Source organism: Blautia sp. Sow4_E7, assembly GCF_052116245.1.
Taxonomy (GTDB): domain Bacteria; phylum Bacillota; class Clostridia; order Lachnospirales; family Lachnospiraceae; genus Blautia_A.
Genome location: NZ_JBQKLL010000041.1, coordinates 14,368 through 33,178 on the forward strand (window position 1 = coordinate 14,368; position 18,811 = coordinate 33,178).

Consider the following 18,811-nt stretch of genomic DNA (forward strand, 5'->3'; position numbering starts at 1 on the left):
AATGCCAGAGAATATAATTGTAATAATCCAATTCATATTCTGCTCTTATAAATTATTTCAGCAGTTCTTCCACCATCTCTCTGGTATACTCTACCTTCTCCACATGGTTGACCTCGATCTGATACAGTGCATTTGCCGCAATGTGCTCTGCTGCCTGCTCCAGGTCACGGATACCGGAAGTATTAGAATAACGCTGGATGATCGCATCCAGGGCTCCCTCTGTGATGATGCACTCGCTCTCCTCCATATGCATTCTCTTAAGCACTTTTGGAAGGGAGAATTTGGAAAAGATCACTTTCTTCTCCTCTGCTGTATAATCCGGAATATCGATAACCGCAAATCGGGACATCAGCGGTGCGCTGATCTGGTCACGGTCGTTGGCTGTAGCAATTGGATAAACGCCGCCGGTAGGGATCATACACTCCATATAGTTGTCTGTAAATCCAAGGTTATCCAGAAGAGTGAGAAGTACATCTGCCGGGTTGCCATTTCCTTTACCTGAATTAGCTTTATCCAGCTCATTGATAATAAATACCAGATTGGAAGCACCTGCCATGGAAAAGGCCTCCATAATAATTCCAGGCTTTGCATTAGCATAAATACGCGGGCTTCCGGTAAGCTGCTTGGAGTCATTGATGGAACTCATGTCCAGAGTGGTCCAAGGAAGCTTCAGGATTCTTGCTACTGCATAGGCGATCTGGGATTTACCGGTACCAGCCGGTCCGATGAGCAGAAGTCCGTAAGCCGGAAGGGTGTGGGTACGGTTGATCTGGATAATAGTCTCAATAATACGCTGTTTTACCCGCTCCATTCCATAAAGCTCTTCATCCAGGATCCGTCTTGCCTCCACAGGATCAATGGCTTCAAAATAATTGTTCTTCCACTGGATATTCAGCATAATGGAAAGAGCTCTCTGTGCATGATGGCGCTCTTCCTGGGAAACCTCGCTGGATCTTGCAACCGCCAGGTTTCTTCTGGTCCACAGTCTGATGTTGTCCGGCAGTGTTTTGCCTGCGCAGGTCATGAAATCGGTGATGCTCTGAATGCTGGTAAGCTTCATCTCATCTCCAGTTTCCTCCTGGTCTTCATCCTCCTCTGCCTCAGCAGGGGCATTGCTCTCCAGAAGTCTCTCGATCATAAACTGAAGGAAGCCATCCTCTGCGGAAAGCTTGGTGCCGCCGCCAAACGCAGTCTCCCGGATCCGGTATACAGCATAACCGTCTTCTCTGTTTTCCCCGGAGAGACGCACATTAATGCGGCTGTCTCCAAGCCATTTCAACAGGCTTGTAAATCTGGAATCAATTTTCAGCACATCTGCTGTGTGTGTTCCGTCCTCCTCTTTAAAATCAAAGGCTGTGCGGTTCACCGGATTGGTAAACACACCGCAGGAGTGATGTTTCCACTGTCTTTCTTTATTGTCAAGCACCATGATCGGCTGCGCCGGTGATGGCTTGGTATTATTGCTGTGAAAAGTTGTATAAGTGCATTTTGCCTCTGCCTTGCTTGCAGACGCACCACTGAAATCAAATACTGGCATAGCATTTTCCTCTTTCCTGTTTCTTTAACAAATCCATATGCTTTAACAGATACTGTTCATAGCATGGACAATATCTTTCAAATTTCTCTTTCCTACTATAGCAATAAATCACCTTAATGTCCAGAATGAGTTGCCTGGTTTCTCAATTCCACAACATCCTTCATGGGATATTGTTGTTTTCTGGCTGATTTCGACATTTCGTGACAATTTAGTTTCGATTTTTACAAAAAACTCTTGCAAAATGACAACGATTCGTGTATTCTAGTACATGGACATTTTTTCTTATATTTGATTTTTACTTAACATTTGTTTTTCATATACGGTTTTTAGTGCGCAGAATACCATAGTCCCTCCCAAAGCTTCTACTGGAATACTGCACTCTAAAAATAAAAGACTCCCGAGCTCGTTTGAGTTCCGGGAGTTCTTATTTTCGCGTGCAACGAGCCAAAGTCCATGCTTGCATGAGACCTTGCGACTGCCGCGAAAGCCCCAGAAAACACGCAGAATGGTGTGTTTTCTGGGGCTTTTTGAATTTACGCCAGACTTAAAAGCTGCTTTCCTTCTGCCAGCCTTTCCTGGAACTGCTCATAGAAATCCCTATTTTCTTCATAAGGCTTCATATAAAAACGGTTCACCACATAAAGATTCAGGTTCTTGATCAGCTGGACATCTGTGGCATTATAAAGCACTTCCTGCACATCCAGCAGAAAATAATGCCAGTCAGCCACGAATTTCTCGTACTGACGAAGAGCCGGTGTGTCGATCCATTTCTTCACCTTGATCTTGCTGCGGCTTGTCTTTTTGCACTCATGGATCTGGAGAAAATATTTAAATCCCCCATTTTCATAGAAACGTCCCAAAGGGAAAAGCCTGCAAAATCCCGGGCGAAAGCTGTGGATGCTGCAGCGGCCCTGCTCATTTAAGAAAACGCAGCATTCGTTTTTCCCAGTCATACAAAGATGAGGCAGGATATTCCCATCCATAGCGTCAAACTGGATCAACCCCTGGCTTACCAGCTCCTGGGGTGCTTTTCCCAGATTTCTGCAAAGACGGTACACATCCATTGGATCCAGTACAACGGAATCTCCCATTCCCTCACAGCAGTCATGACAGCCTGCACAATCCTGGCAGTCTGCCTTTACCATATCATTTAATTCATAAAGTCTTCCGTCGGAAATCTCTTCCAAAGATACTTCTCGGCGCATATGCAAATTCCTCTTTCTTATGTTATTGTTCTGTTTTTACAGCTTAATTCCAGACAACGCCTGTGCAAACGCATTGTTCACCGGCTCGTTGGCTTCTTTCTGCTGCTTGCGCAGATAATTCTGCACATCCCGCTTTCCAACCCCTGCGCCCTCTTTCTGGCGTCTTGCCTGGAATGCGGAAAGTTTCTCCTTGTAGCCGCACTGACATACAAAGGTCTCTTCTTTTCCATTCACGTACATTTCCATACGCTTATGGCACTTCGGACAGCGGGCGTTGGTGGTACGGGAAATGGTCTCCCGGTAGCCGCACTCCCTGTCCTGGCATACCAACATTTTGCTGTTTTTGCCGTTGACTGCCAGAAGCTTTTTGCCACAACGCGGACATACCTTGTTGGTAAGATTGTCATGGCGGAAGGTGCCCTCCCCGGCTTTGATCTCATCTACGATCTCACAGGTATAGTCCCGGATTTCATGGAGAAAATCCCCCTGGCGGATCTTACCCTTTGCGATCTGGGAAAGCTTCATCTCCCAGTCAGCGGTGAGTTCGGGCTTTTTCAGGTCCTCGGGAACCAGTTCCAGAAGCTGCTTCGCCTTGGAGGTGATGTGGATCTCATTGCCCTTTTTCTCCATCATAAAGGAGTGGAAAAGTTTCTCAATAATGTCTGCTCTTGTGGCTACAGTTCCAAGACCTCCAGTCTCGCCAATGGTTTTCACCGCTTCTTTATCCCTGGTCTCCATATATTTCACCGGATTTTCCATAGCTGCAAGAAGGGTGGCCTCGGTAAATCGGGCTGGAGGCTTGGTTTTTCCTGTGTTTAAGGAGGTTTTCAGAACTTTTAGCCTGGTTCCGGCTTTCAGTTCAGGAAGACGCTGGTCTTTCAGTTTTCTCTCATCTTCCACCTCTTCTTCATAATCATCTTCCAGGCTGCCCTCATAAACTTCCTTCCAGCCCTGGCTTTTTACCACCTTGCCGCTGGCAGCAAAGGTTTCCCCGGCAGCTTTTGCCTCCATATTTACCTGCTCATACAAAAATGCAGGATAAAGAACAGCAAGGAAACGGCGGACAACCATGTCATAAATCTTCCGTTCCTCATTTGTCATGTGATCCAGCTGGACAAACTGCTCGGTGGGAATGATTGCATGGTGGTCACTGACCTTCTTATCATCCACAAAGCTTCCGTTTACCTGAACAGGCTTGTTCATAAGTGCACCTGCCAGCTTCCTGTATGGGCCCACTCCGCAGGCTTTCAGCCTTTCCTTGATGGTTGGCACAATATCCTTGCCGATATATCTGGAATCGGTTCTGGGATAGGTGAGCACCTTATGATTTTCGTAAAGGCGCTGCATGATATTCAAGGTTTCTTTTGCAGAAAAACCATATTTCTGGTTGGCTCCCCGCTGCAGGGTGGTCAGATCGTATAAACCTGGGGCCATGGTCTTTTTCGCTTTTTTCTCCACATCGGTTACTTCCAGGGAAGCATTCTCCAGACTGCCCTTGAGCTGCTCTGCCTTTTCTTTTGAAAAAGTACGGAAGCTCTTTGTCTTCTCATCTCTCCAGGTCCATTTTACATCCTGGGTTTCCAGAGAAATACCGTAGTATTCCTTTGGCACAAATTTGCGGATCTCCTCTTCTCTTTTTGCGATCATGGCAAGAGTCGGAGTCTGTACACGGCCGCAGGAAAGCTGGGCATTATATTTACAGGTAAGGGCTCTGGTGCCGTTCATTCCCACCAGCCAGTCTGCCTCTGCCCTGGCAACAGCTGCCCGGTAAAGATTGTCATAATCATGTCCATTCTTCAGATTGGCAAAGCCTTCTTTGATTGCCTTGTCTGTGACAGAGGAAATCCACAGCCTTTTGATCGGCTTATGGCAGCCTGCCTTTTCCAAAATCCAGCGGGCAACCAGTTCTCCCTCACGGCCTGCATCTGTGGCAATGATGATCTCTTCAATGTCTTTTCGGAAAAGCTGGGCTTTCACGACGGAAAACTGCTTACCTGTCTGGCGGATGACCACCAGCTTCATGTCTTTTGGAAGCATAGGGAGAGTTGCCATCTCCCATTTTTCGTATTTCTTATCGTATTCTTCCGGATCTGCCAAGGTCACAAGATGGCCCAGTGCCCAGGTGACCACATATTTTTTGCCCTCGAGAACACCGCCATTCTTCTGGTTCGCACCCAGAACACGGGCAATGTCTCTGGCAACGGATGGTTTTTCCGCGATTACAAGTGATTTCATATAATTCTCCTGACTAGTACAGCGAATAACAAGTAACCGTCATATTGGCTTATCTTAGCTTTCCCTGTACTGGTTTTAATATTTGCTTCACAAACTTGTATACATTATAACACACTTCAGAAATTTTTAAGAATATTTTGTTAAAATTAATTTGTAATAAAAGCCAACCAATGGTATTATAAAGCCATAAAAGACAGAGAACCCATATCGCGATACTTCCGTTCTCTGCTTTCGATACCTAGGGAGAAATTATGTATTATTTTATTGTAAATCCAAATTCCCGCTCTGGCAGGGGACGTTCCATCTGGAATCAGATCCATCAGCAGCTTATGCTTCGTGGCGTGGAGTTCCAGTACTGCCTTACAAGATATTCCGGACATGCCACAGAGATTGCGGCAAAGGCTTGTGCCCTTGGAACAGAGTCTGAACCTTTATATATGATCGCAGTTGGCGGTGACGGCACCATTCAGGAAGTGCTGACCGGTATTCATGATTTTGACCGGGTGATCTTCGGGTATATTCCAACCGGCTCAGGCAATGATTTCTGCCGAAGCATGGGACTTCCCTTTGATCCAATGGAATCTCTGGAATATATTTTAAAGGCCCAGCATATCAGCCAGATGGATGTTCCTTATCTGGTCCGTGAGCATAAGAAGTCACGGTTCGGCATCAGTACGGGAATCGGATATGACGCTGGTGTCTGCCAGGAGGTTCTGGCTACACCCCTTAAGAAGGTATTCAATCGTCTTGGGCTTGGAAAGCTGATTTACCTGTTTATTGCTTTAAAGCAGCTTATTTTTATCTCTCCAGGGAAAATGACCGTTACTCTTGATGAAGAGAATACTTTTTCCTATGACCACGTATATTTTACAGCGGTCATGAACCAGAAATATGAGGGCGGAGGCTTTAAGTTCTGCCCGGATGCCAGACCGGATGACCAGATTCTGGATGTGATCCTTGTGGAAGGTGTGAGTAAGATAAAACTTCTGTTTTGCCTGCCTACTGCTTTTTTCGGAAAGCATGTGGGGATCAAGGGAATCCATATCCTCACCGGCAGGAATGTTCATGTACATAGTGAGTCTGCTCTTCCCATTCATATTGATGGAGAATCTGGCGGAATTCGCGAAGATTTAACAGTTTCTATCGAAAAAAGCTCTTTAAAAATCATTTTACCTGTGGTATAATCTGTCACGATTTGGGAGGCTTGGCACTATATAGACAGGATTCTGAATCTGAAAAGGAGTGAAAAAGACTTGGTACAATTTATAAAAAAATATAAGCATGGTCTGATCATACTTGTGTATGCCATTGTTTACCTGATGTTTTTCGGGTATCTTGAGCACAGACCGGTACGTGGATTTCATGTGATCGACACTGTTTTTGATGATTACATACCATTTTGCGAGTATTTTATTGTCCCCTATCTGTTATGGTTTCCATATCAGATTGTCACAGTTTTATACTTCATCTTCAAGAACAAGAATAAAAAAGAATATTATCAGTTGATTCTCAACATGATGATGGGTATGACCGTTTTCCTGATCGTGTCTTATGTGTATCCCAATGTATTGCATTTAAGGCCGTCGGAATTTCCAAGGGAGAATGTGTTTACGGATATGGTGAGATGGCTGTACCGGACGGATACGCCTACCAATGTCTTGCCGAGTATTCATGTGTTTAATTCTCTGGCAGTTCATATGTCTCTTACCAATTGTGAGGCGTTAAGGGATCACAAGGGGGTAAGGTATGGATCATTGGTTCTTACATTGCTTATTATCATGTCTACCATGTTCCTGAAACAGCATTCGGTGATCGATGTCTGCTGTGGAGCTACGCTGGCGCTGTTTGGGTATTTGTTTTTCTATCCGCAGAAAGCGGGGGAAGAAGCCAGGGATGTGGCGGTAGAGAGAATTGGACGGAATAATCGCAGGAATCGTTATTAAGGATAAGGACGCGCACTTCAAGAAATTGGAGAGCGCGTTTTTTTAGTTTGTTCTGGGCGGACGCAGGGAGTGGCGGTATATTCCACGCGGACCGGAGCAACACTCCTGAAATGGTCTGCTTAGGAATATACCGCCCCTCCCTGCTGTTTTACTTTATTAACTGAAAAACGGGCGACTCGCTAAAGCGAGCGCCCTGATTATTGCAAAGTTAAATTTCTTAGTTAAAGCCGTAAAACTTCTGACAGATCTTGTAGGCAGCTACAGAGACCTTGCGTCCACCGCGGCCTGGGAGGTTCATGAAGTTGCCCATGAGGCTGTGGCGAAGTTTTCCATAGAGGACACGGTTGGTGGAGCGGATGTACTCGAGAAGCTCTTTCTTCTTTTCCAGGGCTTCCTTTGTGCCGGAACGGATCAGCATGATGGAGGAAATGGTGGTGATGATGTCCAGATAGCTGATCATGTAGGCTCTGGTGCGTTTGTTCATGTTGCCGCAGCTGGTGTAAGAGTTTACCATCAGCTTGTTTACGCGGAGCTGCTGGTCGATTCGGCGGATCATGACTGCCTCGTTTACGGACTGGTCATCACGGCCGATAAAGTAGCGGTAGAAATTGGTGTCCAGATAGTACATATTCTGTACATATGGCAGCGGATCAAAAGCGAAAATATTGTCTACGTAGAAGGTGTGCTCCGGCAGAGTCAGGTTGCACTCAAGGAGCAGCTGGGTACGGTAGATCATGGAATGCATGAGAAGATATTTTCCCTTTGGCATACGGCCTACTTCATTCCAGGTAAAAATCTGGTTCACTGTCAGGCAGTGACGGTACTGCATAACCTTCTTGCGGGCAGCGCCCTGTTTCTCATATACGAAATTGCTGATAAGAAGGTCAACGGTCTTGGAGCCTTTTACCAGTTCTTCCAGGGTTTTCAGGATTTCTTTGTAGGACTCTTCATTTACCCAGTCATCGCTGTCTACCACCTTGAAATAAAGGCCCTGTGCATTGTGGATACCGGTGTTTACCGCACCGCCGTGGCCAAGGTTTGGCTGGTGGATGGCGCGGACGATGCCAGGATATTTCTCCTGGTACTCATCTGCGATCTCAGCAGTTCTGTCCTTGGAACCGTCGTCGATCACAAGGATCTCTACTTCATCTCCTCCTGGTAAAAGAGATTTGATACAGTTCTCCATATAAGCTTCAGAATTATAACATGGAATTGCTATGCTCAGTAATTTCATTGAATTTCCTCCTTCATGTATTTCACATAAGCGCCAAACGCAGAAGGTATGGCGTAGTTTCTCTCTGATTCTTTTTTATCTGCAAAAAGGATTTCCGGGACATGTGTCTGTTCAAGGGATGACACACGGATCCGGTATGCTTTCATCCTCCACTCAATGTGGGAAAAAATATGCTTGGCTTCTGGAAGTTCTTCTATATATAAGGGTTCTGTGCCAAGCTCTTTCACGTATTCCAGGGCTTCCTCACGGTTAAGGTAGCCTTCTGTATTGGGAAGCTCGTATAATCCGGCAAGGAGGCCTTTCGGCGGCCGCTTGCGGATTGCCGTACAGTTTCCATCCTGGATCACAAGGACTGTCCGCTCTTCCACCACTCTCGGCTTCTTTGGTGCTTTTACAGGGTATTTCTCCATAGTGCCGTGAAGCCCTGCTTGGCAAAAGCTTCTCACAGGACATAACTCACATTTGGGCTGTCCGTTGGGGACGCACACCACTGCTCCAAGCTCCATCATGGCCTGGTTAAAATCGCCGGGGCGATCCTTTGGGATTATTTCCTGCAATGCACTTTCCGTCTTTTTGCGAAATACAGGCTTGGTTATATCCTCTGGATCTTCGGTCATTCTGGTTACCACGCGGAAAACATTTCCATCTACAGCAGGCACCGGAATGCCATATGCAATAGAAGCAATGGCGCCTGCAGTATAACTTCCTATACCCTTTAACGAGATAAGAAGGGAAAAATCTTCAGGAAGTCTGCCATTATATTTTTCTACCATCTCCTGTGCTGCCAGCTGCATGTTGCGCACACGGCTGTAATAGCCGAGGCCTTCCCACAGCTTTAACAGCTTTTCCTCTGGACAGGCTGCCAGAGCCGGGACATCAGGAAGCTCCCGGATAAATCGTTCAAAATAGGGCTTTACAGCTTCCACACGGGTCTGCTGGAGCATGATCTCGGACACCCAGGTATAATAGGCGTTGTGCTTATCACGCCAGGGAAGGATCCGCTTGTTCCCGTCATACCACGCCAGAAGAGGCTGTATAAACTCATCTGTCATTCAATTTCCTCCAATTTCGCCGCATTACGTTTCGCGGCTTCGCACCGCACAATATATCTTCCGCAAACTTTCATCATAAGTTTACCTGATTCTCGACGATGCCTATTTTTCTTCCAGGCAGACCGGGACTGGATTCTGGATTTCCATCCTGTCCGGCTCTACCAGGCAGTCATAGGCCAGAATATGCACCCCTGCCTTTTTCGCTTTCTGTAAGGTTTCCCCGAATTCCCGGTGGGTATCCCAGTTAGGCTCAAACCTTGTGATTTCCTTCATCTGTATCACCAGAAGCAGATAGGCCTCATAGCCATCCTCCATGCAGCGGATCAGCTCTTCCAAGTGCTTCACTCCTCGCGCAGTAGGCGCATCTGGGAAACGGGCAATATTATCAGCTTCCAGGGTTACGCCCTTGACTTCAATAAAAGCCTTCCTCTTATCTGAACAGGCATACAGATCGAATCTGGAATTCCCATAAGTTTTCTCAGGAGTGACCTGTACCTCTTCAGGAAAAAGATGGCCTGCCTTTACCCATTCCTGAGCTGCTTTATTGGGAATCTGGGAGTCCATATTGATCAGGCGCCCACCCTTATTTACACAGACCAGATCATATGCGGTCTTCCTGGCCGGATTGCTGCTCTTTTCCAAAAAGACCTGCGCTCCCGGAACAAGAAGCTCCTTACATCTGCCTGTGTTCTTTACATGAACCGTTTCTACCTGACCTGCAATCTCCACATGTGCGATAAAGCGGTTTGGACGGTCAAGAAAACGGCCTTCTGTAATGTTTTCGTATTTCATTCTTCACCTCACGTTACTGTCATTTTTCCTATTGCTGCAGTACAAAACTGACCAGTGGTTCAAAAACAGTAATCGCCTTTCTTATCATAACATAAAATCCGCAAAAAGCCAGTTAAAAGTGAAAAAATTGGATCGTAAGAGATTGATTTTTTCGTTTTTTCTATATAGAATAGAAAACGTTATTATTAGAAAAACATGCTAAGCCTAAAATAATTTAAGAACTTCAACATACCAGAAAGGATTAAGAACTTCAAATGGACAGTATTATTTTTGATATTGACGGAACTATATGGAATTCCACTGACGTGGTTGCAGTTGCGTGGAATGAGATTTTAGAAAAAGAGGGACTTGATATCCGTGTCACTGCAGATCAGCTGAAAGGATTGTTCGGCAGACTGCTTCCGGATATTGCGAAGGCAATTATGCCGGAGCTTGACGAGGCGGAGCAGCTTCGTATTATTGACCTTTGCTGCCAGGCGGAGCATGAGTTGCTTCGGAAGAAAGGGGCTCCTGTTTATGAGGGGCTGGAGGACATCTTAAAGGAACTGAAAAAGCGCTATCCCCTGTTTGTAGTAAGCAACTGCCAGGCGGGATATATTGAGCTAGTTTTTGAAAAAACAGGGCTGGGAAAATATTTCACCGGTCATCTCTGCCCAGGGGATACAGGAGAGGCTAAGGCTGCCAATATCCGGTCTATCGCTAAGAAATACCAGCTGAAAGCGCCTGTTTATGTGGGGGATACTTTCGGGGATTACCAGGCATGCCAGGAGGCAGGAGTACCATTTGTATTTGCTTCCTATGGGTTTGGACAGGTGGATACACCGGATTATAAGATTGAAAAACCGGCTGATTTATTGAAATTGTTCTAATCTGGCTCAGCGCCATATAAAAAGCGCCTGTATATCCATTTTCAGATATACAAGCGCCTTTTTCGTCTTATTTCTTACATTTCTTGCGGATCAATACTACCATGATAATGAAAATAATAATTACCACTACCAGGTAAATAATATCATACACATAGCTCTTCACTACCATATCCAGTCCGGTGAGGGCTGCGAATAAGAGCATGGTCACACCAGATACTTTCTGGACCTTTTTCTCATCGTAGAGCTTCTTACGCTCTGCAGCATTTCCGCCTTTCATCAGAACATCTCCATGACCGGTGAGAAGCATCACTCCCATTACGAGAGCTGCTATGGTCAGTATCATGTCAAAGGAATCCATATTCATAATTAACTTATTCTCCACTTCTTTTGTTTTATGCTGCCCAGGCAGCCTTAGAGACAGCCCAACAGCCTTTTCCCCGTCTGACACAGCCGGGTCCTGTTAGCAGTTGTTTGTCTATGCGCTGATATTCTTTAGTAGAAGCACACGATCGGCACATTGGTATCAATAATGCTGTACAGGGTTGCTGCCGCATCCAGAGGCATATTGATACATCCGTGAGAGCCTGCATAGGTGTAACGGTCTCCACCAAAATAATCCTGCCAGGTGGCATCATGGAAACCGATTCCGCCGTTAAATGGCATCCAGTAGGTAACTGGTGTCTCATACTCATAAGTGCCGTCCGGCTTTTTCTCACCGCGGAGCACATCCGGACTCTTCTTATAATATAAAGTAAAAATACCAGGCGGTGTGGCTCTGTCGTCATAACGGATATCTCCGGAAACAATATCGGAATCGAAGATAATGCTGCCGTTCTGATAATAATACATATGCTGATCCGTCATATCAACTTCAATATAGGTGCTTCCAATATCATTGTAACCGTAAGCATTGGCTCTCATGGAATAGATGGGCTCCCGTGTAGTCTGCGTACCTGTACGGATCTCATCGGTAAGCTGGGCTACCTCAGACTCCTGGTCGATCTTCCATCCATATGCGGAACCATACACAGAAACTGTACGCCCGCTTGTGGTATTAAAGGAACGGGTTGTTCCTACTGTATCATGCTCACTTGCAAGCTGTGCCACATAATCTCTGATGTGCTGGGTAAAGGATGCATCATCCTGAACCAGCTGTCCCTTGTCGTCAAACTGCAGCCAGTCCTTAAGGGTATTGCCATCAAGGGTTACAGTCTGATCTCCAAAGGTATAGGTAATGCTTGCCTTGGTATAATTGTTATAGGCATCCTTGGTAGCCTGAAGGGTAGGATCATCACTGGTCACTGCTGCCACTACGTATACATCCGGCGTACTTCCAAGATCAATAGAAGTCTGGCTTCCGGAAATCGCAGCATCCAGTGCCTTGTACGCTTCCTTTACCTTAAGCTTGCTTCCCTCGGTCTCCGGAACAATGGTAAATTCACTGCCATCCATTGCCACATAAGCATTCTCCGGCTCTACCTGGTTCTCAGCCTGTGCACAATTCAGTGCTTTCACCTCACTCTGAAGAAGGCTCTTATCAAAAGTCACATTCTCCTGTGTGGTATAGCTTCTTGTCTCCATAAAGCCGCGTACCCATTCATAGGGCTTCTGCTGCTTCAAAAGGTTCAGCACCTCTCCATCAGACATATAGCGGTAATTGATCTGGCTTCCGCTGATGGTCTGGGTCTCCTGATTTCTGGCAGCCACCTCAATGGAGTAATCCTCAACACTGCTTGCAATCAGCTGCTCCACTTCGTATGCCGTCTTGTTAGAACAATTGATTCCATTAATATAGGTGCCCTCAAAGAACTTATCCGAATAATAGTAGCTCACAGCCCCATAGGCACATCCTGCTGTCACAGCAAGAATGGCTGCTACGATTCCCGTAACCTTAAGTCCTTTATGTTTCTTCTTGGGAATGGGGGTTATCTTCTCGTCCAGTTCTTCCTCGGAAATAGGAACGTAAGAAATCTTCGTAGGGCGTGCAGATTTATTTGCCCTGCGCGCGCTTCTGTTCTGATGTGAGTGCGGCGGGATCAATTCAACCTGGAGTTCTTTATCGGAAGCACTTTCTTCCCCGGTCTCTTCTGCTTCTTCCTCCGCGTCCTCATACTCTTCGGACTCTTCTTCCGCCTCATCCGGTGAATCCCCGTCAGACACTTCCTCGTAGTCATCCTGGGCGTATTCCTCTTCCTCTGGATATTCTTCCTCGGAATCCTCCGCTATCTCTTCCTCATCAGACTCCTCCTCATCCTCCCAGGAATCAAAGCTGTCATCCCCGTCTTCTGACTGATCTGCATCTTCTTCATCATAAAAGTCTCCGTCATGAAACTCCTCATCCGGATCCACTTCCAGATCAGCCATAGCCGCGTCTATTTTATCTTCAAAGTCCCCCGGACTTCCCTGAGTATGCTTGTTGTCCTTACTCATGTATAAAACTCTCCTCTAAATAAAACACTGTTGCAACCAGGTTTCTCCCTCCTGAACCCTGCTTCAAACAAGCCCTAAGGCGAAACCTTGTTTCATTATAACATATATTTTCCATTTTGTATCTTAAAATGTATATTTCCTTCAAAAGAATCCCTTTATGTAAAAAAAGAAATTTCTTCTTATAAAAAATGTGCCAGACAGAACAGAGATTTCTAATTCCATCTGACACACTTATTCTATTAAACTTGCCTTTTTGCTTTGTAATCCTTATTTTTCCTAACTTCCTGTTTTTACAGGCACAATTTCTTTTTCATGTCCTTCATTACATAGAAGTAAAGTACAATAAGAAGGACAGTGGCTACGATCCAGGCAAAGGGACTTGCCATACATGCCATGGTGTAGCTCTTTTTGTTCGCAGCGATCACAGCCATGGTACCTCTTCCTACCAGCTCTGCCACACCGGAAAGCATTGGCAGAAGCCCGTAGCCCATTCCCTGGAAACCGTTACGGTAGGAATTGACCACATAAAGAGGGATCATAAACATTCCAACACATTGCAGATAAGTCTCCACCATAGGTATCACCACGTCCGCATTATCTGAAATGAACAGATAGGAAAAATATTTTCCCACATAAAACAGGATAAATCCCACAATAACCGCATAGGTACATCCGATCACATCTGCAGCACGAAATCCCTGACGGACACGATCCAGTTTACGTGCTCCGATGTTCTGTGCATTGTATGTAGACATTGCAGTTCCAATTGCCACAAAAGCCTGTGTAAATACATTCTCAATCTTAGAACCGGCTGTAAAAGCAGCTACTGCAGAAGAGCCCAGAATATTCAGGGAACTCTGTACCATCATGGTTCCGATCGCCGTAATGGAATACTGCAGTCCCATAGGGATTCCCACGCTGATCTGTTTCCCGGCAATACTCCGGTCAAAATGCCAGTCCTCTCTCTTCATCTTAAGCTCCGGCACAGCCTTCCACATATATACCAGGCAGAGCACTCCAGATACGCCCTGGGAAATCACGGTCGCCCACGCAGCTCCAGGTGCTCCCCAGTGGAAAAAGATGATAAACACAAGGTCCAGCACAATGTTCAGTCCCGCTGCCAGGATCAGGAAATAAAGAGGCGTCTTGCTGTTTCCAAGCGCTCTCAGGATGCTGGATACCAGATTGTACAGCACCTGGGTAACAATACCGGCGCAGATGATCATAATGTAGCCATAAGCCCCGTCAAAAATATCCTCCGGCGTATGCATAAAAACAAGCAGTCTGTGCATTCCCAGCATACTCACCGCAGTCATAACTGCCGCGATCACAGCGGAAAGGATTGCTGCATTTCCAACTGTTTTACGCATCTCATCCATTCTTCCCGCCCCGAACTTCTGGGAAGTAAGAACGGTAAATCCTGTGGTCAGCCCCATCAGGAACCCAATAATAAGGAAAGTAATGGTGCCGGTGGCTCCTACTGCTGCCAAACCCTTGGTGCCTACAAACTTTCCTACAATAACCGCATCAGCCATACTGTACAGCTGCTGGAACACATTTCCCAGGAAGACGGGAATAGTAAAATTCAGCAGCATTTTCATAGGCTTTCCCACAGTCATATCTGTCTGCATATTCAGTTTTCCTCCATAAGAAAAAATATCGTTTGAGAGCGATTATAAGCGTTATTTTTTCTACTTTCAAGCCCCTATTTTCACAAATCTGTTGTTTTTTTCCAGATACAAAACAGGCCTGAACTGCCGCTTCTGTTTCTCACATAAAATTCCCTTCCAAACTAATCCTTTTTCCTTTCTTTAACAGCTTGACAAAACCCATTTTCTGCCATACTATAGAAACCACACAGTGAAGTGTTAATGTACGAAAGACATCTGTTTCTTTCCCGCTTACATTTACTACATATAAAGAAGGGAGTTCCCCATGGAAGAAAAAGTAATAAACGCAGCCCTGCTTGGGCTTGGAACAGTTGGAACCGGTGTTTACAAGGTTCTGAAAAGCCAGGAAGAAGAAATGACTGCCAAGATCGGCTGCAAGGTGAAAATCCGCAAGATCCTTGTCCGCAATCTGGAAAAAGCAGCTGGTAAGGTAGAGGATCCTGCAATGCTGACAAATAACTGGGAGGACATTAAGTCTGATCCTTCTATCGATATTGTGATCGAGCTCATCGGAGGGATCGAACCAGCCAGAACCTATATTCTGGACGCCCTTCATGCAGGCAAGCATGTGGTAACAGCAAACAAGGATCTGATCGCCGTCCACGGAAAAGAGCTTATGGACGCAGCAAAGGCTTCCCATGTGGATTTCCTTTTCGAAGCAGCTGTTGCAGGCGGAATCCCCATTATCCGTCCTCTGAAGCAGTGTCTGGCAGGCAACCATATGAGCGAGGTTATGGGTATTGTAAACGGAACTACCAACTTTATCCTTACCAAGATGTCCCAGGAGAATATGGAATTTAAGGATGCCCTCGCCCTTGCCACAGAGCTTGGATATGCAGAGGCAGATCCTACTGCTGACATCGACGGACTTGACGCTGGACGCAAGGTTGCCATCCTTGCAAGCGTTGCCTTTAACTCCAGAGTGGTATTTGACGACGTTTATATTGAGGGAATCACCAAGATTTCTGCCAAGGATATCCGCTATGCCAAAGAGATGGGCTGCGCTATCAAGCTTCTCGGTGTTGCCAGGAACACAGACACCGGCGTGGAGGCTTATGTGTGCCCAATGCTGATTCCAAATGATCATCCCCTTGCAACAGTAAACGATTCTTATAATGCAGTCTTTGTTCACGGTGATGCGGTGGAGGATGCCATGTTCTTCGGAAGAGGTGCCGGTGAGCTTCCTACTGCAAGTGCTGTAGTTGGAGATATTTTTGATATTGTCCGAAATATTGAGGCAAACTGCTGCGGACGGATCGGATGCACCTGCTACAAGCAGCTTCCAGTGAAAAAGATGGAGAATACTTACAACCGCTATTTCCTTCGTCTCCATGTGGAGGACCGCTGCGGTGTGCTGGCTGAGATGACAGAGGTCTTCGCTAAGTACCACGTAAGCATTGCACAGATCATCCAGAAGGACAGCCAGAACCAGGATGACCATCTGGCAGAGGTTGTTGTGATCACCTCCAAGGTTCGGGAGGGCGATTTCAAGACAGCGGTACAGGAGCTTTCTAATAAGTCTTCTGTGAAACGTATTTCCAAGACCATCCGCGTTTACGGAAAATAAACCGGCACAAAACTTTTATATCCGATACTTCATGAGGCACGATTCGTTCGTGCCTTTTTTCATTTTCTATCTTATCTCGTTAAATAGTGCCAAAAATAACGATCAGAAATTTGAAAAATTGTGATTGAAAAATTCCAGATTTTTGATACTATATATAAGGAACAACAAAAGGGAAATTTTATCATATAAAGGAGCACATTATGAGCAAAAAACCAACGGTTTTAATGATTCTTGATGGATATGGCCTGAATGAGAGACATGACGCAAACGCTGTATACGAAGCGAACACACCAGTCATGGACAAGCTGATGGCGGAATATCCTTTTGTAAAAGGTAATGCAAGCGGACTGGCTGTAGGTCTTCCGGACGGCCAGATGGGTAACTCTGAGGTTGGTCATATGAATATGGGCGCAGGCCGTATCGTATACCAGGAGCTTACCAGAATCACCAAAGAGATCCAGGACGGAGATTTCTTCCAGAATGAGGCACTTCTTGCAGCTATGAAGAATGCCAAGGAGAATGATTCCGCTGTCCACTTTATGGGACTTCTCTCTGACGGTGGTGTTCACAGCCACATCACACACCTCTTCGGTCTTCTTGAGATGGCTAAGAAAGAGGGACTTAAGAAAGTTTATGTACACTGCTTCCTGGACGGCCGTGACACTCCTCCGGCTTCCGGAAAGGGATATATCGAGCAGCTTCAGGCGAAGATGGATGAGCTTGGCGTAGGCGAGATCGGTGTTGTTTCCGGACGTTATTATGCAATGGACCGTGACAACCGCTGGGATCGTGTTGAGCTTGCTTACAACGCACTTACCAAGGGCGAAGGCGTTAAGGGAACAAACGCAGCTGAGGCTGTACAGGCATCCTATGACAACGGCAAGACAGACGAGTTCGTTCTTCCAACCGTCATCGAGAAAGACGGCAAGCCAGTTGCTGTTGTTTCTGACAAGGACTCTGTTGTATTCTTCAACTTCCGACCTGACCGTGCACGTGAGATCACAAGAGCATTCTGTGATGACGAGTTCACAGGCTTCGCAAGAGAGAAACGTCTTGACCTTACCTATGTATGCTTCACAGATTACGATGACACCATCGGAAACAAACTGGTTGCATTCCACAAGGTTCAGCTTCACAACACCTTCGGCGAGTACCTTGCAGCTCACAACATGACTCAGGCACGTATCGCTGAGACAGAGAAATACGCTCACGTAACCTTCTTCTTCAACGGCGGCGTTGAGGAGCCAAACAAAGGCGAGGACAGAATCCTTGTGAAGTCCCCGAAGGTTCCGACCTATGACCTTCAGCCAGAGATGAGCGCTCCAGAGGTTTGCGAAAAGCTCGTTGCAGCTATCAAATCTGCGAAATACGACGTGATCATCATCAACTTTGCTAACCCGGATATGGTTGGACATACCGGCGTTGAGGCAGCTGCAATTAAGGCTGTTGAGGCTGTTGACGAGTGCGTAGGAAAGGCTGTAGAGGCTCTGAAAGAGGTTGACGGACAGATGTTCATCTGTGCTGACCACGGCAACGCTGAGCAGCTTGTAGACTACGAAACAGGCGAGCCATACACCGCTCACACCACCAACCCGGTACCGTTCATTCTGGTAAATGCAGATCCGAAATACACCCTTCGCGAGAACGGCTGCCTGGCAGACATCATCCCAACCCTGATCCAGCTTATGGGCATGGAGCAGCCGGCTGAGATGACTGGTAAGTCATTGCTGGTTGAGAAATAATTGTTTTTTGGCAAAAAAGAACAGTCAGGCGAATTATTCGCATGGCTGTTCTTTTTATTCACGGCCTTCAAAGGTAACATTCCTGTTTCTTACCCAGTTATCTGCTCATCAGGTCATGTTGGCTCTGTTTTTCTTTACCAGATAATCTAAATAATACGCATCATCAAAAACCACTTTTTTTCCTAATTTATCGGGATTCTCACAGATTCTTGTCAGATAATGCATTTTCATCGCTTCTATTGTATCTTCTTTCTCTATGAATCCCCAGAAATAAAGCGCTGCCAATGCAAAGTCAGGATTCTCACAAACTTTCATCTGCGTCATCTTACGAATCTCATTCTTATATTCCCTGCAAAATGGTGCCATTGCATCAATTTCTTTCAGCAATTTTTCCATATTCGTGTTAGTTCGGTTTCCCAGTCCAATTGTTATAGCTACCGTTTTTTATCCGAAAGCTACCGGGCTTGCCAGTCCATGAACAGACGGTTATAATGACCATAAATCTATAGAAAGAAAAAGAGCATTCCCTTTATGA

At 46.0% G+C, this 18,811-nt stretch carries 15 protein-coding genes; 5 read left to right on the forward strand and 10 right to left on the reverse strand.

Features of this window, described 5'->3' with window-relative positions; genetic code table 11:
• Nucleotides 1-52: 52 nt before the first annotated feature.
• The 3 genes from ACTQ50_RS16350 to ACTQ50_RS16360 form a co-directional block, all read right to left on the reverse strand.
• On the reverse strand, nucleotides 53-1,537 hold the full coding sequence (locus ACTQ50_RS16350; protein ID WP_441485071.1) for an AAA family ATPase: 1,485 nt from the start codon (nucleotides 1,535-1,537) through the stop codon (nucleotides 53-55).
• A 533-nt stretch (nucleotides 1,538-2,070) separates the two neighbouring features.
• On the reverse strand, nucleotides 2,071-2,742 hold the full coding sequence (locus tag ACTQ50_RS16355) for a YkgJ family cysteine cluster protein (protein ID WP_441485072.1): 672 nt from the start codon (nucleotides 2,740-2,742) through the stop codon (nucleotides 2,071-2,073).
• Between the two features lie 36 nt (nucleotides 2,743-2,778).
• A complete protein-coding gene (locus tag ACTQ50_RS16360; RefSeq protein ID WP_441485073.1) occupies nucleotides 2,779-4,977 on the reverse strand; it encodes a DNA topoisomerase III in 2,199 nt (732 codons plus the stop codon).
• A 251-nt stretch (nucleotides 4,978-5,228) separates the two neighbouring features.
• Here ACTQ50_RS16360 and ACTQ50_RS16365 point away from each other — a divergent pair, with 251 nt between their 5' ends.
• Together ACTQ50_RS16365 and ACTQ50_RS16370 are read left to right on the forward strand one after the other, a co-directional pair.
• On the forward strand, nucleotides 5,229-6,161 hold the full coding sequence (locus tag ACTQ50_RS16365) for a diacylglycerol/lipid kinase family protein (protein ID WP_441485074.1): 933 nt from the start codon (nucleotides 5,229-5,231) through the stop codon (nucleotides 6,159-6,161).
• A 69-nt stretch (nucleotides 6,162-6,230) separates the two neighbouring features.
• Nucleotides 6,231-6,920 carry a phosphatase PAP2 family protein gene (locus ACTQ50_RS16370; protein ID WP_441485075.1) on the forward strand — a complete coding sequence of 230 codons (690 nt, stop codon included), beginning with the start codon at nucleotides 6,231-6,233 and terminating at the stop codon, nucleotides 6,918-6,920.
• Nucleotides 6,921-7,137: 217 nt separating this feature from the next.
• Here the strand turns inward: ACTQ50_RS16370 and ACTQ50_RS16375 are convergent, their stop codons facing one another.
• The 3 genes from ACTQ50_RS16375 to sfsA form a co-directional block, all read right to left on the reverse strand.
• Nucleotides 7,138-8,154 (reverse strand): glycosyltransferase family 2 protein, encoded by a 1,017-nt coding sequence (locus tag ACTQ50_RS16375; RefSeq protein WP_441485076.1) that lies wholly within the window; start codon nucleotides 8,152-8,154, stop codon nucleotides 7,138-7,140.
• The gene (gene mutY / locus ACTQ50_RS16380) at nucleotides 8,151-9,206 is read right to left on the reverse strand and encodes an A/G-specific adenine glycosylase (RefSeq protein WP_441485077.1); all 1,056 of its coding nucleotides are present in this window, start codon (nucleotides 9,204-9,206) and stop codon (nucleotides 8,151-8,153) included. Before mutY ends, ACTQ50_RS16375 begins: the two co-directional genes overlap by 4 nt.
• A gap of 102 nt (nucleotides 9,207-9,308) precedes the next feature.
• Nucleotides 9,309-9,998 (reverse strand): DNA/RNA nuclease SfsA, encoded by a 690-nt coding sequence (gene sfsA, locus ACTQ50_RS16385; protein WP_441485078.1) that lies wholly within the window; start codon nucleotides 9,996-9,998, stop codon nucleotides 9,309-9,311.
• A 254-nt stretch (nucleotides 9,999-10,252) separates the two neighbouring features.
• Here sfsA and ACTQ50_RS16390 point away from each other — a divergent pair, with 254 nt between their 5' ends.
• Nucleotides 10,253-10,867 (forward strand): HAD family hydrolase, encoded by a 615-nt coding sequence (locus ACTQ50_RS16390; RefSeq protein WP_441485079.1) that lies wholly within the window; start codon nucleotides 10,253-10,255, stop codon nucleotides 10,865-10,867.
• A 67-nt stretch (nucleotides 10,868-10,934) separates the two neighbouring features.
• On the opposite strand, the gene ACTQ50_RS16395 is transcribed toward ACTQ50_RS16390, so the two are convergent.
• From ACTQ50_RS16395 to ACTQ50_RS16405, 3 genes are all read right to left on the reverse strand, one after another.
• The gene (locus tag ACTQ50_RS16395) at nucleotides 10,935-11,231 is read right to left on the reverse strand and encodes a DUF3784 domain-containing protein (protein WP_295307010.1); all 297 of its coding nucleotides are present in this window, start codon (nucleotides 11,229-11,231) and stop codon (nucleotides 10,935-10,937) included.
• A 128-nt stretch (nucleotides 11,232-11,359) separates the two neighbouring features.
• Complete coding sequence (locus ACTQ50_RS16400; RefSeq protein ID WP_441485080.1) at nucleotides 11,360-13,297, reverse strand: L,D-transpeptidase family protein; 1,938 nt, start codon at nucleotides 13,295-13,297, stop codon at nucleotides 11,360-11,362.
• Nucleotides 13,298-13,587: 290 nt separating this feature from the next.
• A complete protein-coding gene (locus tag ACTQ50_RS16405) occupies nucleotides 13,588-14,928 on the reverse strand; it encodes an MATE family efflux transporter (RefSeq protein ID WP_441485081.1) in 1,341 nt (446 codons plus the stop codon).
• A 304-nt stretch (nucleotides 14,929-15,232) separates the two neighbouring features.
• On the opposite strand from ACTQ50_RS16405, the gene ACTQ50_RS16410 reads away from it, so the two are divergent.
• Nucleotides 15,233-16,534, forward strand: coding sequence for a homoserine dehydrogenase (locus tag ACTQ50_RS16410; protein ID WP_441485082.1), 1,302 nt, complete (start codon nucleotides 15,233-15,235; stop codon nucleotides 16,532-16,534).
• Between the two features lie 200 nt (nucleotides 16,535-16,734).
• Nucleotides 16,735-18,276, forward strand: a complete 1,542-nt coding sequence (gpmI, locus tag ACTQ50_RS16415) for a 2,3-bisphosphoglycerate-independent phosphoglycerate mutase (protein WP_441485083.1) — start codon at nucleotides 16,735-16,737, stop codon at nucleotides 18,274-18,276.
• A 108-nt stretch (nucleotides 18,277-18,384) separates the two neighbouring features.
• On the opposite strand, the gene ACTQ50_RS16420 is transcribed toward gpmI, so the two are convergent.
• Nucleotides 18,385-18,663, reverse strand: coding sequence for a hypothetical protein (locus ACTQ50_RS16420; RefSeq protein WP_441485084.1), 279 nt, complete (start codon nucleotides 18,661-18,663; stop codon nucleotides 18,385-18,387).
• Nucleotides 18,664-18,811: the final 148 nt, after the last annotated feature.